This window comes from Kosakonia sp. LAM2021, from assembly GCF_016620385.1.
Taxonomy (GTDB): Bacteria; Pseudomonadota; Gammaproteobacteria; order Enterobacterales; family Enterobacteriaceae; genus Kosakonia; species Kosakonia sacchari.
Genome location: NZ_JAENHT010000005.1, coordinates 1 through 15,107, shown reverse-complemented (window position 1 = coordinate 15,107; position 15,107 = coordinate 1). Strand labels below are relative to the sequence as shown.

Genomic DNA, 15,107 nt, shown 5'->3' with positions numbered 1-15,107 from the left:
TTAGTTTCAATCTGTATTATGTCTGCTTCACGATAGTTTCGCGAAAATGAAATGGCAAAAAACCAGGGCATTTAAAAAATGCCCTGTTGCCATTAATCTGCGTCGTAACCTAAATTAGATGCCAGCCAGCGCTCAACTTCCGCCACCGACATGCCTTTTCGCCGCGCGTAATCTTCCACCTGGTCGCGCTGAATTTGCGCTACCGCGAAATATTTACTGTCCGGGTGGCTGAAATACCAACCTGAAACCGATGCCCCTGGCCACATCGCGTAGGATTCGGTCAGTTTCATCCCGGTATGTTTTTCAACGTCCAGCAACTGCCAGATGGTGCCTTTTTCCGTGTGCTCCGGGCAGGCCGGGTAACCCGGTGCCGGGCGAATGCCCTGATAATTTTCGCGGATCAACTCATCGTTGCTGAGGTTCTCGTTCGGCGCGTAACCCCAGTACACTTTGCGCACCCGCTCATGCAGGTATTCCGCAAAGGCTTCCGCCAGGCGGTCGGCTACCGCTTTCACCATGATTTTATTGTAATCATCGTGCGCGGCGTCATACGCTTGTGCTAACGCGTCCTCTTCAAGACCGCCCGTCACTGCGAATGCGCCGATGTAGTCCGCTTTACCGCTCTGTTTGGGGGCGACAAAATCCGCCAGGCAGTAGTTGGCAAAACCGACTTTTTCCGTTTGCTGGCGCAGATGGCAACCTACTGTCAGCACTTGCGTGCGGGTTTCGTCACGGTAGATCTCTACATCGTCGCCAACGCGGTTAGCCGGGAAAAGCCCGACCACACCGCGCGGGTTGAGCAGCTTTTCCGCGCTCAATTTATCCAGCATCTCGTTGGCATCGGCAAACAGACGTTTCGCCTCTTCTCCCACCACCTCATCTTCAAGGATGCGCGGATATTTCCCGGCCAGCGACCAGGTCATAAAGAATGGCGTCCAGTCGATGTAATTGCGCAGCGTCTCGATGCTGGCAGTAACTTCCTGCACGCCCAGGCGATGTGCGACCGGCGGAGTATAACTTTCCCAGTCAAAGGCGAGATCGTTTTCCCGTGCGGCCTGCAACGTGACTGGCGGGGTACGCGGTTTTTTACGCGCATGCTGGATACGCACGGTTTCATACTCTTTGCGGGTACGGGCAACGAACTCATCGTGCTGCGTATCCGAAAGCAGGGCCGACACCACACCCACGGTACGCGAGGCGTTTTGCACGTATACCGTCGGCCCGCTGTAGTTCTGCTCAATTTTCACCGCAGTGTGCGCTTTCGATGTGGTCGCACCGCCAATCAACAGCGGAATGGTGAACCCCTGGCGTTCCATCTCTTTTGCCACGTTGACCATTTCGTCAAGCGACGGCGTAATCAATCCGGAAAGACCAATCAGGTCAGCATTCACTTCGCGGGCAGTTTTCAGGATCTTATCGGCGGGCACCATCACGCCGAGATCGATAATTTCGTAGTTGTTACACTGAAGTACCACGCCAACGATATTTTTGCCGATATCGTGGACATCGCCTTTCACGGTGGCGATCACCATTTTACCGTTGCTGCTGCCCTTCTCTTTGCTGGCCTCGATATACGGTTCCAGATAAGCCACGGCCTGTTTCATCACGCGGGCCGATTTCACCACCTGCGGCAGGAACATTTTGCCTTCGCCAAACAGATCGCCAACCACGTTCATGCCGTCCATTAACGGCCCTTCAATCACTTCAATCGGGCGTGCGGCCTGCTGACGCGCCTCTTCGGTATCGAATTCGATAAATTCGGTGATACCTTTTACCAGCGAATATTCGAGACGTTTTTTCACATCCCAGTTGCGCCACTCCGCCTGCTGCGCGTTCGCCCCTTCATCGGCGGCTTTGCTGCCGCGGTATTTTTCCGCCAGATCCAGCATGCGCTCGGTCGCATCATCGCGGCGGTTAAGGATCACGTCTTCAACGCCGTCGCGCAACTCAGCAGGCAAATCATCGTAAATAGCCAGTTGCCCGGCGTTAACGATGCCCATGTCCATGCCGTTACGAATGGCGTAATAAAGGAACACGGCGTGGATCGCTTCACGCACCGGGTCGTTACCGCGAAACGAGAACGAGACATTGGAAACACCACCAGAAATCAGCGCATGCGGCAGTTCGCGTTTGATATCTTCACACGCGCCGATAAAGTCCTGCGCGTAGTTGTTGTGCTCTTCAATACCCGTTGCTACGGCGAAGATGTTCGGATCGAAGATAATGTCTTCCGGCGGGAAACCCACCTCTTCGGTAAGAATCTTATAAGCGCGGCGGCAAATTTCGATTTTCCGCGCGCGCGTATCTGCCTGACCGATTTCGTCAAAGGCCATTACCACCACGGCTGCGCCATAACGACGCACCAGCTTCGCGTGGTGAATAAATGGCTCAACGCCCTCTTTCATCGAAATCGAGTTGACGATGCCTTTGCCCTGGATACATTTCAGCCCCTTTTCGATCACCTCCCATTTTGAGGAGTCGATCATGATAGGCACACGGGCAATGTCTGGTTCACCGGCAATCAGGTTGAGGAAACGCACCATCGCCGCTTCGGCATCGAGCATCCCTTCATCCATATTGATGTCGATAATCTGCGCGCCGCTTTCTACCTGCTGGCGCGCTACGTCCAGCGCTTCGGCGTACTTCTCTTCTTTGATCAGGCGTTTAAATTTGGCGGAACCGGTGACGTTGGTACGTTCGCCGACGTTCACAAACAGGCTGTCATCGCCGATGTTGAGCGGCTCCAGACCCGCGAGGCGGCAAGCAACCGGTACATCCGGCAACTGACGCGGCGGCACGCCGTCGACCGCGCGGCTCATGGCGGCGATATGTTCTGGCGTGGTACCACAGCAGCCGCCGACAATATTCAGGAAACCGGCTTGCGCCCATTCGCCGATTTGCGCCGCCATGGTGTCGGCATCGAGATCATATTCCCCAAAAGCGTTGGGCAGACCGGCGTTCGGGTGCGCAGTGACATAGCATTCGGCGATACGGGAAAGTTCCTGCACATACTGACGCAGTTCATCCGGCCCCAGCGCACAGTTCAGGCCGAAGGTGAGCGCATCGGCGTGGCGCAGGGAGTTATAAAACGCTTCGGTGGTCTGCCCGGAGAGCGTACGCCCGGAGGCGTCGGTAATGGTGCCGGAAATCATGATCGGCAGCTCAACGCCCAGCGCGTCAAACTCCGCTTTTACCGCAAAGATCGCCGCTTTGGCGTTAAGCGTATCGAACACGGTTTCGATCAGGATCAGATCCGATCCGCCTTCCACCAGCGCTTTGGTGGATTCGCGATAAGCGGTGACCAGTTGATCGAAAGTGATATTGCGAAACGCCGGGTCGTTAACGTCCGGGGAGATTGAGGCAGTGCGGTTGGTCGGGCCGAGCACACCCGCGACATAACGCGGTTTATCCGGCGTTTGCGCCGTCCATTTGTCGGCGCTGGCACGCGCCAGTTTGGCAGCAGCGAAGTTGATTTCCGCCGACAGGGATTCCATCTGGTAATCCGCCATGGCGATTGTCGTTGAGTTAAAGGTGTTGGTTTCGATGATATCCGCGCCCGCCGCAAAGTAGGCGTCATGGATCGCGCTTATCACCTCCGGCTTGCTGAGCACCAGCAAGTCGTTGTTGCCTTTAAGATCGCAGGGCCAGTCGGCGAAACGTTCGCCGCGAAAATCCTGCTCACTCAGACGATAGCTCTGGATCATGGTGCCCATGCCCCCATCCAGAACCAGAATTCTTTTGCTTAACTGCTGCTTCAGTTGCTCAACTTTGCTGCTCACACGTGCTCCCGACAATGCTCAACCAGGCCAAAAGGCCAGCAGGACATACTGGCATAAAGTGACAGAGCGGAAAAGCGACGCGGGGTGAACATGAGAGATGCTCACGTAACGCCCGTAAGACTGATGGCTGCGCCAACTCGTTACCTTTTCAGGGCGATGACTTTTCAAGTTTTCAGGCCAGCGTGCCGATGTACGCTGAAACCTTCTGCCCTCTTACAGGCGCACCTACTTACGGAACGGATTATGTCGTTTTTGACGTCTCTTTTTGGTCATAAGAAGCCTCGCCTCACCGACCTGCAACTCAACATTGCCGGGTGGCAACTGCATGAGAGCCATGACACCAGCATGGCATGGTCCACTCCGGAACAAAGCGCGGTGCGCCTTCAGCTCCACGCCCCTGTGCAGTGGCCCTTTGCCTTACACGATATTGCCGCCGCCACACATTATTGGCGGCAAGAAACGGCAAAGATTGGCGGCGCGTTACTGGAGCTCACCGCGCTCAATATTCAGGGAATGGCGGCGTTGCAGGGCACGTTTAAATATCGCGATCCCACACCGGGTTCGCTCGGTATGTATTTTGTCGCGATTATCTGGCTCCCCGTAAAACACGGGCTCTTTCAGATCAATGTTGAAGCGGTAGAAAAAGGGAACACCGGCTTTCGCGAAGCGGTGGTAATGGATTTACAACTTAAGCAGGGCAATATACCGCCCGCTAACGACAACCCCGAATTTATCGGGTCTGCCGACGCGCTCTTCGTCAAATTGCGGGAAAGTGAGCTGCGTTGCCTGCCGAGCGACGATCGTCAATATGATGAGATGTTTCCAGAACATCCACTGAGCCAGGTAAGACGAACCATTGCGCTTTGTGCTCAACATACGCAGTTGGCGAAACACGTGCGTCAATAAATAGACTGGATCCGGCATTTTCGTTCTATTTTGCGCGAACTCATCCGATCAGTCTGGCAGGGAGTTGCGTTATACTCAATGAAAACGAAAATAATTTCCACGATACAGAAAAAGGAGCCAGTCATGGCCACTTCCGTTCCCGCTAAACGAGGCAGAAAAGCTACAGCCCCGGCCGCTCCGGCGGGTGGGCAAGTCCAGTCATTGACCCGCGGCCTGAAACTACTGGAATGGATTGCCGAGTCTCATGGCAGCGTCGCCTTAACCGAACTGGCGCAACAGGCCGGTTTGCCGAACTCAACCACCCACCGCTTACTCACGACCATGCAGCAGCTAGGGTTTGTCCGCCAGGTAGGTGAGCTGGGTCACTGGTCAGTAGGCGCACATGCGTTTATCGTCGGTAGCAGTTTTTTGCAAAGCCGTAACCTGATGGCGATTGTTCACCCGATCCTGCGCAACTTAATGGAAGCATCCGGCGAAACCGTGAATCTCGCGGTGCTGGATAAGAGCGACCATCAGGCAATTATTATCGATCAGGTGCAGTGTACGCAGTTAATGCGCATGTCCGCGCCGATTGGCGGCAAGCTGCCGATGCATGCCTCTGGCGCGGGAAAAGCGTTTTTGTCGCGTCTGAGCGATGAGCAGGTTGGCAGCTTGCTGCACCGCCAGGGGTTGCATGCGTACACCCATGCCACGCTGGTATCGCCGGTACACCTGAAAGAAGACCTCGCCCAGAGCCGCAAACGCGGCTACTCCTTTGACGACGAAGAGCACGCACTGGGTTTGCGCTGCGTAGCGGCGTGTATTTTTGACGAACACGGCGAACCCTTCGCCGCGATTTCCATCTCCGGGCCTATCTCACGCATCACCGATGACCGCGTGACAGAACTCGGCGCGATGGTTATCCGTGGCGCGAAAGAAGTGACGCTGGCTTACGGTGGAATTCGTTAACTTCCAAAAGGTTATATAGTGGGCGTCCAATTTTCATCCACTCACCGGAATGACATATATGACCAAGGATGTTCACGATCGCCGTCCTGTAAAGACGCGCAATTCCGCCTGGGCGGCTTCGGCTGCCCGTTATCTGCGCCAAAAAGGCTACACGCCCAACACCATTTCTTTATTCAGTATTTTTTTTGCCCTTCTCGCTGGTCTCTGTTTTCTTACCGTCTGGCACAGTGACAATACGCTGCTGCAACGCGGCCTGCTGCTATTAGCTATTGTCGGTATTCAGGGGCGGCTTATCTGTAATTTGCTCGATGGCATGGTAGCCGTAGAGGGCGGTCTGCGCAGCCCGGCGGGTGCTGTCTTTAACGAACTACCGGATCGCATTTCTGACAGCGTGCTGTTCCTTGGCGCGGGTTACGGTCTGGTACAAGTGACTGGTGGAGTTGAGCTGGGCTGGGCAGCGTCTTTATTTGCGCTCTTTACCGCTTATGTCCGCTTGCTTGGTGGCACCTGCGGCCTGGCGCAACAATTTAGCGGCCCGATGGCCAAACAACACCGAATGGCGCTGCTGACTGCAGCGACGGTTATCGCCATCATCCTGCCGCAGTGGGGGGAGTTGCTGCTGCTCTGCGCACTGGCGTTAATTGCCCTTGGCGCAGCCTGGACAACGGTGCGCCGTACCCGTCAAATCATCTCTACATTGAAGCAGGAGAAGGCTTCATGAAGCTGCATTTTTCTGTCGATAAGACCATTGTCAGAGCTTTTTTCGTTACGCTTTGCCGCCTCTTGACCGGCGTGAAAGCTTTTTGGCACACCTTGCCACAGCCGGATCACACCACCATTTATTACGCTAACCATAGCAGCCACCTCGATGGTCTGGTTATTTGGGCGAGCTTTCCACGTGCGTTGCGCAATAGCGTACATCCGGTCGCTGCGGCGGATTACTGGAACAAAACAGCGCTTCGTCGCTACCTTGCCACGCGCATTTTTAACGCCATTCTGGTTGAACGGAGCAGCCCGGCTTCAGCCGCCAAAGAGACGGTAAAACAGCGCGATCCGCTACAACCGCTGATGGAAAAGCTGGAACAGGGCCATTCGTTGATCTTCTTTCCCGAAGGTACACGCGGCTCCGGTGATGAAGTCGCCAGTTTTAAAAGCGGGCTTTATCACTTAACACAGCGCCTGCCAGCAGTGCAGCTGATCCCGGTGTGGCTGGAAAATATGAATCGTGTGCTGCCGAAAGGTTCACGTCTGGTGGTGCCGATTATCTGTACGGCAACGTTTGGCGAGCCATTGCCAGCGGTCACGGACGACGAAACGAAAAAGGAATTTTTAGACCGCGCCAAATGTGCGCTGGAGGCGCTAGCCCATGATTAATGTCGATTCCGATCTGCGCTTGCTGCTGAGCGGGCTTTTTGGTCTGCTGGTCGTCGCCAGTGTTATTGGTTTTTTGCTATCGCGCCGCTATCAAAACGCCACGATAGCTAACCTTAACGCGCGGATCCGCGCCTGGTGGTTGATGTGTACCGTTTCAGTCATCGCCATGCTGGTTGGCCCCATCGGTTCAGTTGTGCTGTTTGCGTTGATGTCGTTCTTCGCGCTACGCGAATGTATCACCCTGATGCCCACCCGCCGGGGCGATCATGAAGCACTGTTTTGGTGTTTCTTTATCATTCTTCCGGTGCAATACGTATTGGTTGGCATCCAGTGGTATTCGGTGTTTGTGATTTTTATCCCGGTCTATGCCTTCTTGTTTATTCCGGCACGAGTGGCTATCGCGGGTGATACACAGCACTTTCTTGAACGCAGCGCAAAAATCCAGTGGAGCCTGATGATGGCGGTCTACTGTGTGAGCCATGCACCTGCGCTGTTGATGTTGTCCATTCCGGGGTATAGCGGTGAAAACATCAAGCTGGTGCTGTTTATGATGATTGTTGTGCAGATTTCCGACGTGCTGCAATACGTCTTCGGTAAGCTGTGCGGCAAGCGCCCTATTGTGCCGAAACTCAGCCCGAACAAAACGGTAGAAGGCTTTGTGGGCGGTATTCTCAGCGCCAGTCTGGTCGGCGCGGGGCTGTGGTGGATCACACCGTTTAACCCGTGGCAGGCGTTTGTTATTTCCCTGCTGATTACGCTGCTCGGTTTCCTCGGCGGTTTGTGTATGTCGGCGATTAAACGCGATCGCGGCGTGAAGGATTTCGGCGCGATGCTCGAAGGGCACGGCGGCATGATGGACAGGATTGATTCTCTCTGCTTTGCCGCCCCGATCTTCTTCCATGTGGTGAGATATTACTTCACCTGATTTACCCCGCCTGCCGCAGCGCGCCTGCGCCAAAGCGTACGCTGAAACGCTGGCGTTTGCGGTAGGCATAAACATCTTCGACATGCCCTTCGCGGATGCGCGCCTGCAATCCGCGCCAGTAATCGGCACGCAGTAGATCGGCATGCATCTCTTCGAACAGCGGACCGATTTCCGGGTCGGCGCATAACCAGTGACGAAACTCCTGCGGAAAAACATCGCCCGGCGACACGCTGTACCACGGTTCGGCGCTCAGCTCATCTTCGGGGTAACGCGGCGCGGGAATGTCGCGGAAATTCACTTCGGTCATATAACAAATTTCGTCGTAATCGTAGAACACCACGCGCCCATGGCGGGTGACGCCAAAGTTCTTGAACAGCATGTCGCCGGGAAAAATATTGGCGGCGGCCAGCTGGCGAATGGCGTTGCCATACTCCTCTACCGCGTCGCGCAGTTGCTGACCTTTAACCTGCTCGAACCACAAATTGAGCGGCACCATACGCCGCTCAATATAGAGATGGCTGATGGCGATGCGATCGCCGAGATCGGTGATTTTGCCTGGCGCTTGTTCCAGCAAAAGCGCCATGAGCGCCGGAGCAATCTGTCGTTTTTCCAGCACAAAGTTTTCAAACTCTTGTGTATCGGCCATACGCCCCACGCGGTCATGCTCTTTGACCAGTTGATAGCAGGCACGAACGTGCGCGGCGCTCATCTCTTTTTGCGGGGGAAAGACATCTTTTATCACCTTAAATACCCGGTCAAAACCGGGCAGCGTAAACACCAGCATCACCATGCCGCGAATGCCTGGCGCTTCAATAAACTGCTCGTCGCTGGCGTTGATGTAATTTAAATATTCGCGATAGCTTTCCGTTTTGCCATGTTTCTGGCAACCAATCGCCATATACAGTTCAGCGGTGGTTTTACCGGGCAGGATCTCACGCAGCCACTCGACTGTCGCGGCGGGCAACGGGGCGTAAACCATAAAATAGGAGCGGGCAAAACCAAACACGATGCTGGCTTCCGCCGATGTAGTAAGGCAGGTATCGACAAACAGCTCACCCTCATCGCTGCGGTGGAGCGGCAACAAAAACGGCAGTGTAGCCGACGGAGTAATAAGCTTGCCAACCAGCCAGGCGGCTTTGTTGCGGTAAAACAACTCGTTCGCCACCTGCAAGTGAGACTGAGCAAGGGTTTCGCTGCCAAACGCCTCCTGCAAATGTGCGGTGATATAACTCACATCGCGCGCTTTATCCTGCCACGGCAGGCGCAGCGGCAAATCCGACAGCACTTTGGTCAGCAGCGCTTCCCAGCCGCGTTCCGGCCAGAACGCTTTGGCTAACGGGCGCGGGATGGTGCGAAAGCGGCGCTCCGGCTGTGAGCTAAAGATAAACAACCGTTCTGGCGTGAGAGAACGGTGATCGAATAACCGACAATAGACTGAATTAAAGAAGCTTTCGGCAATTTCAAAGCGGGGATAATCCGGCAGCAGTTGCGTGTAGTGCTCTTTGACGCGCAGCAAAAATGCGGCGTCCGGGCTTTGGCTGTCGGTGATGCAACGCAGTTGCTCGACGACTAGGCCAACATGGTGATCATAAAGATGAATGCGCTGCTTCATCGCCTGCTGAACGGCGTGCCAGTCGGCTTGTTCAAAGCGCTGTTGCGCGCCGGACGTCACTTCCAGAAAACGACCATACTGGGCATCAAAGCCTTGCAGAATAGTTTGGGCAATCAGCAGTTCCAGACCACGCGACATCGTATTCCCCAGGCATTAGCCCGGTAGGCAAATCGCTACCGGGCAGGTTGACGATTAGAACTGTGCTTCTTCCGTTGAACCCGTCAACGCCGTGACTGACGAGGCGCCGCCCTGAATGATGGTGGTGACTTTGTCGAAGTAACCGGTACCCACTTCCTGCTGGTGAGAAACGAAGGTGTAGCCCTCTTTGCCCGCAGCGAACTCTGGCTGCTGCACTTTTTCGACGTAGTGCTTCATCCCTTCGCCCTGCGCATACGCATGGGCTAAATCGAACATGTTGAACCACATGCTATGGATGCCCGCGAGGGTGATGAACTGGAACTTGTACCCCATATCTGACAGCTCCTGCTGGAAGCGGGAGATGGTGTTGTCATCAAGGTTCTTTTTCCAGTTAAACGACGGCGAGCAGTTGTACGCCAGCAGTTTGCCCGGGTATTTCGCGTGGATTGCATCGGCGAAACGGCGCGCCAGGTTCAGGTCTGGCGTGGAGGTTTCACACCACACCAGATCGGCATACGGCGCGTAAGCCAGACCGCGGCTGATCGCCTGTTCAATGCCCGCATGGGTGCGGTAAAACCCTTCGCTGGTGCGTTCGCCAGTGATAAACGCGCTGTCATACGGGTCGCAATCTGAGGTAATCAGATCGGCGGCATCGGCATCGGTGCGCGCCACCAACAGTGTCGGAACGCCCAGTACATCCGCCGCCAGACGCGCCGCCACCAGTTTCTGCACCGCTTCTTGCGTAGGGACTAACACTTTGCCGCCCATATGGCCGCATTTTTTCACCGACGCGAGCTGATCTTCGAAATGCACTGCCGCCGCACCGGCTTCAATCATCGATTTCATCAGCTCAAAGGCATTCAATACGCCACCAAAGCCAGCTTCGGCATCTGCGACGATCGGCAGGAAATAATCGACAAAGCGCGGGTCGCCCGGCTCAATACCGGAAGACCACTGAATTTGATCGGCGCGACGAAACGTATTATTGATGCGCTCGACCACCGATGGCACGGAGTTTGCCGGGTAGAGCGACTGGTCCGGGTACATGCTGGCGGCGAGGTTGGCATCCGCCGCTACCTGCCAGCCGGAAAGATACACCGCTTCGATTCCCGCTTTCGCCTGCTGCAACGCCTGCCCACCGGTCAGCGCGCCGAGACTATTGATGTACCCTTTTTTCGATTCGCCATGCAGCAAGCGCCACATTTTCGCCGCGCCCAGTTGCGCCAGCGTGCATTCCGGATTGACCGAGCCGCGTAACTTCACCACATCTTCCGCGCTATAAGGGCGGCGAATGCCTTCCCAGCGCGGCTGCGTCCACTCTTTTTGTAATTCTTCGATTTGTTGGGTACGGGTTTTCATATACAGATGCTCCATATTCTTCTCCTGGCTCGCCAGGCGTTATTGGTGAAGGCAGTTTGGCCACGACCAGCGCACGAAAACCGCAACGCACTTGTAGAACATAAGGTCTTGCGCACTGGCTGGAGCCAAATTGGCGAACAAAATAGCCCGGGCGATTACGCCAGCAGGCGGTAGCCTGGTAACGTTAAGAAGTCGATCAGCTCATCCGAGGTGGTGATCTGCTCCATCAGGCGCGCGGCATCGTTAAAACGCCCGCTGCTGAAACGGTGCTCGCCCAACTCCTCCTGAATAACCAGCATCTCTTCAGCCAGCATCTGGCGGAACAGCGCTTTAGTGACCGGCTTGCCGTTGCTCAGCGTTTTTTCGTGATGGATCCATTGCCAGATTGAGGTACGGGAAATTTCCGCCGTGGCGGCATCTTCCATCAGCCCGTAAATCGGCACGCAGCCATTGCCGGAGATCCACGCTTCGATGTACTGCACCGCGACGCGGATATTGGCGCGCATGCCCTCTTCGGTGCGCTCGCCTTCACAAGGTGCCAGCAGATCTTCTGCGGTGATCGGCGCATCGTCCTCACGACTGACAAAGAGTTGGTTTTTGTGTTCGCCCAGCGCCGCGTTAAACACCTCCATTACCGTATCGCCAAGACCCGGATGCGCGATCCAGGTGCCATCGTGACCGTTATTCGCTTCGAGCTGTTTATCGGCTTTCACTTTGTTCAGCACCCAGTTGTTACGCTCGGTGTCTTTGCTGGGGATAAACGCCGCCATACCGCCCATCGCGAAAGCGCCACGACGATGGCAGGTTTTGATCAGCAGACGCGAATAAGCACTGAGGAACGGTTTATCCATCGTCACTACCTGGCGGTCAGGCAGCACGCGATCCGGGTAGTTTTTCAGCGTCTTGATGTAGCTGAAGATGTAATCCCAGCGTCCGCAGTTCAGACCCACAATGTGGTCGCGCAGCGCGTGCAGGATCTCATCCATCTGGAATACCGCAGGCAAGGTTTCAATCAGCAGCGTGGCTTTGATGGTGCCGCGCGGCAGATTGAAACGATCCTCGGTAAAGCTGAAGACCTCGCTCCACCATGCAGCTTCTTGCCATGACTGCGTTTTCGGCAGGTAGAAATAGGGTCCGCTACCTTTGGCGAGCAGATTTTTGTGGTTGTGGAAAAAGTAGAGTGCGAAATCGAACAGGCTGCCCGGAATAGCCTCTTCGCGCCAGGTGACGTGTTTTTCCGGCAGGTGTAAACCACGCACACGGCAAACCAGCACCGCCGGGTTTGGCTTCAGTTGGTAGATTTTGCCCGCTTCATTGGTGTAGCTGATGGTGCCGTTGACCGCATCGCGCAGGTTGATCTGCCCGTCGATCACTTTGTCCCAGTTTGGTGCCAGCGAATCTTCAAAGTCCGCCATGAATACTTTCACGTTGGCATTCAGCGCGTTGATCACCATTTTGCGCTCAACCGGTCCGGTGATTTCAACGCGGCGGTCTAACAGATCGTCGGGGATTCCCCGGATCGTCCAGTCACTTTCACGAATGGAAGCTGTTTCCGAAATAAAACAAGGCAACGTACCGGCATCGATTTGTTGCTGCTGATGCACGCGCGCGGCCAGCAGTTGATTGCGCTTTGGCGTAAAGCGGGTGACCAGCTCGCTCAGGAATTCCACGGCTGCCGGGGTGAGAATCTGCTTCTCTTGTTCACCGTGCGGTCGCGTAAAGGCCAGTTCATCGGTTGTTGTCGCCTGTTGTGTCATGGTGCGATTCCTCTTTTTTGCAGCAAAGGCATTTCCCAATGCTAACGAAGATCGGGTGTGCAGTTTTCGTTCAGCAGGATCAATCCTGGCTAATAACTTTTCCAAAATCAAAAACAATTTCCATTTTTAAATTAAAATTAAAATAAGCCTTTGATAAAAAAGAGGTTATAGTTTAATTACGTTGAGAAGTTGTTTTCGCAAATAAAAAAGGCACCCGAAGGTGCCTGTAATAAGGGGCTGAAACGCTTAATCCAGCGTGGGATTCATATGACTCAGATCGTATGGCGTGATCTGGTAGACGTAGTAGTTGAGCCAGTTGATGAACAGCAAATTGCCGTGGCTGCGCCAGGATGCACGCGGTTTATTCTGCGGATCGTCCTGAGGAAAATAGTTGTGCGGCAGCTCGGGGCTTAAACCCGCATCCACATCGCGAAAGTACTCACTTGCTAGTGTGTTAGCATCATATTCCGGATGACCGGTAACAAAGGCGATACGTTTGTCTTTGCTGGCGAACAGGTAGGCGTCGCCCTCTTCCGTTTGGGCGAGGATCTCTAAATCGGTGTAGTCGCGGATCAATGCAGCCGGGAAATCGGCGTAACGCGAGTGCGGCGCCAGAAAAACATCATCAAAACCACGCGTCAGCAACGCGTGAGGATGAAGGATGTGGTGTTCGTATACGCCGGAGAGTTTTTCGGTGCGGGTCTGTTTGGGGATACCATAAAGGATGTTTAGCGCGGCTTGTACCGCCCAACAGACAAACAGGGTTGAGGTGACATGATCTTTTGCCCACTCCAGAACCTGCTCGATTTGCGGCCAGTAGGCTACGTCGTTAAATTCAACTAAGCCTAATGGCGCACCGGTGACGATCAGGCCATCGTAGTTTTCATCACGGATCTCATCGAAGTTACAGTAAAAGGTGTTGAGGTGTTCAGCCGGTGTGTTGCGTGATTCACGCGAGTCGATACGCAGCAGGCGCACATCAACTTGTAGCGGTGAGTTCGACAGCAGACGCAGGAACTGGTTTTCCGTCTCAATCTTCTTTGGCATCAGATTGAGGATCAGCACCTTCAGCGGGCGGATTTCCTGCACTGTTGCGCGTGATGTCGTCATCACAAAGACGTTCTCATCACGCAAGAAATTGACGGCTGGCAGCTCGTCCTGCACCCGAATCGGCATATCTTATACCCTCACTGCATACGTTTAAACGTTTAGACATCCAGACAGCCGAAGATACCCGGGAATCGGCAAAATGTCGAGTCCGCAAGTGAAAGGTGAGAAAGTTTCACGTCGCGGCCTGTGTAGCATTGATATTAGCTAATGATTTTCGGTTTGTTATCGCGCTGAGAGGGGGCATTTTCGATTGGCTCAGTGCTGCCAGTACGTGTTGATCGCTAAGCGGTGTCTGACTGGCAACGCCCTGCGGGTAACGGCATCGGCCTTGCGAAGCGCCAAAAGTCATTTCAAGAATGGCACGCTCTTCTACGGGCGATAAGCCGCCTTCATTCATTTCCAGCGCATGCGCGAGGATCGCTAAACGCCCCATGCCAGGAAGCATGTGCCAGAACTGACGCGGTGCGACTTGCAGAATCAGATCGTGTAATAGCTTTTCCGCCGGGAAGAAGTCTGCGATGAGTATTCGCTGGTTGCTGAAGGTTTGGCTACCCGAAACCTGCTGCTGAGTCTGGAGGTTACGCACAACCATGCGATTTTTATAAAGCTGGGCGTACAGAACGATCATGGAGATGTCCTTTAGCGATAAATGGAGCTGAAACAATAGCAAAAAAGCCCCGTGCTTTCGCATGAGGCTTTGTTCCGGGCAGGCAGTCATGCCTGTTGTGCGCTGGATTAGGCAAGTGGGTTAGTTTCCTGATACTCACTGCCTGTTTCATATGAAGCGTTCTGGCCGGGAACTTAAAAACAAAAACTGGCATCGCTGGGCGGGAGTTTAACTGCATACAAACGCAAAAAGGCCATCCGTCAGGATGGCCTCTTCACTTGTTTGATGCCTGGCAGTTCCCTACTCTCGCATGGGGAGACCCCACACTACCATCGGCGCTACGGCGTTTCACTTCTGAGTTCGGCATGGGGTCAGGTGGGACCACCGCGCTAGTGCCGCCAGGCAAATTCTGTCTATCAGACCGTTCTCACGTTCTGATGTAATCTGTATCAGGCTGAATATCTTCTCTCTCACGCCAAAACATCTTCGGCGTTGTAAGGTTAAGCCTCACGGTTCATTAGTACCGGTTAGCTCAACGCATCGCTGCGCTTACACACCCGGCCTATCAACGTCGTCGTCTTCAACGTTCCTT

General features: G+C 54.5%; 11 protein-coding genes and 2 rRNA genes. 5 read left to right on the top strand and 8 right to left on the bottom strand.

All coding sequences use genetic code 11. The features are described from left to right. Nucleotides 1-92 precede the first annotated feature (92 nt). On the bottom strand, nucleotides 93-3,779 hold the full coding sequence (metH, locus tag JKP81_RS12450) for a methionine synthase (protein ID WP_200551999.1): 3,687 nt from the start codon (nucleotides 3,777-3,779) through the stop codon (nucleotides 93-95). 243 nt (nucleotides 3,780-4,022) lie between these two features. Here metH and JKP81_RS12445 point away from each other — a divergent pair, with 243 nt between their 5' ends. From JKP81_RS12445 to JKP81_RS12425, 5 genes are all read left to right on the top strand, one after another. Next, nucleotides 4,023-4,685 carry a hypothetical protein gene (locus JKP81_RS12445; protein WP_200551998.1) on the top strand — a complete coding sequence of 221 codons (663 nt, stop codon included), beginning with the start codon at nucleotides 4,023-4,025 and terminating at the stop codon, nucleotides 4,683-4,685. Nucleotides 4,686-4,808: 123 nt separating this feature from the next. After that, nucleotides 4,809-5,633, top strand: coding sequence for a glyoxylate bypass operon transcriptional repressor IclR (gene iclR, locus JKP81_RS12440; protein WP_200551997.1), 825 nt, complete (start codon nucleotides 4,809-4,811; stop codon nucleotides 5,631-5,633). Nucleotides 5,634-5,691: 58 nt separating this feature from the next. Beyond that, nucleotides 5,692-6,354, top strand: a complete 663-nt coding sequence (locus JKP81_RS12435; RefSeq protein WP_200551996.1) for a CDP-alcohol phosphatidyltransferase family protein — start codon at nucleotides 5,692-5,694, stop codon at nucleotides 6,352-6,354. After that, complete coding sequence (locus tag JKP81_RS12430) at nucleotides 6,351-7,007, top strand: 1-acyl-sn-glycerol-3-phosphate acyltransferase (protein WP_200551995.1); 657 nt, start codon at nucleotides 6,351-6,353, stop codon at nucleotides 7,005-7,007. Before JKP81_RS12435 ends, JKP81_RS12430 begins: the two co-directional genes overlap by 4 nt. Further along, nucleotides 7,000-7,932 carry a phosphatidate cytidylyltransferase gene (locus JKP81_RS12425; protein ID WP_200551994.1) on the top strand — a complete coding sequence of 311 codons (933 nt, stop codon included), beginning with the start codon at nucleotides 7,000-7,002 and terminating at the stop codon, nucleotides 7,930-7,932. Before JKP81_RS12430 ends, JKP81_RS12425 begins: the two co-directional genes overlap by 8 nt. Before the next feature lies 1 nt (nucleotide 7,933). Here the strand turns inward: JKP81_RS12425 and aceK are convergent, their stop codons facing one another. From aceK to JKP81_RS12390, 7 genes are all read right to left on the bottom strand, one after another. Beyond that, on the bottom strand, nucleotides 7,934-9,682 hold the full coding sequence (gene aceK, locus JKP81_RS12420) for a bifunctional isocitrate dehydrogenase kinase/phosphatase (RefSeq protein WP_200551993.1): 1,749 nt from the start codon (nucleotides 9,680-9,682) through the stop codon (nucleotides 7,934-7,936). 54 nt (nucleotides 9,683-9,736) lie between these two features. After that, complete coding sequence (aceA, locus tag JKP81_RS12415) at nucleotides 9,737-11,041, bottom strand: isocitrate lyase (RefSeq protein ID WP_025263767.1); 1,305 nt, start codon at nucleotides 11,039-11,041, stop codon at nucleotides 9,737-9,739. Between the two features lie 155 nt (nucleotides 11,042-11,196). Further along, nucleotides 11,197-12,798, bottom strand: a complete 1,602-nt coding sequence (gene aceB, locus JKP81_RS12410) for a malate synthase A (RefSeq protein ID WP_200551992.1) — start codon at nucleotides 12,796-12,798, stop codon at nucleotides 11,197-11,199. 246 nt (nucleotides 12,799-13,044) lie between these two features. Then, a complete protein-coding gene (metA, locus tag JKP81_RS12405) occupies nucleotides 13,045-13,974 on the bottom strand; it encodes a homoserine O-succinyltransferase (protein WP_017459399.1) in 930 nt (309 codons plus the stop codon). A 106-nt stretch (nucleotides 13,975-14,080) separates the two neighbouring features. Continuing rightward, nucleotides 14,081-14,536 carry a YjaA family stress response protein gene (locus JKP81_RS12400; RefSeq protein ID WP_234455625.1) on the bottom strand — a complete coding sequence of 152 codons (456 nt, stop codon included), beginning with the start codon at nucleotides 14,534-14,536 and terminating at the stop codon, nucleotides 14,081-14,083. Nucleotides 14,537-14,802: 266 nt separating this feature from the next. Further along, nucleotides 14,803-14,918: ribosomal RNA gene (rrf, locus tag JKP81_RS12395) — 5S ribosomal RNA — on the bottom strand. 93 nt (nucleotides 14,919-15,011) lie between these two features. After that, a 23S ribosomal RNA gene (locus JKP81_RS12390) occupies nucleotides 15,012-15,107 on the bottom strand; the annotation flags it as partial.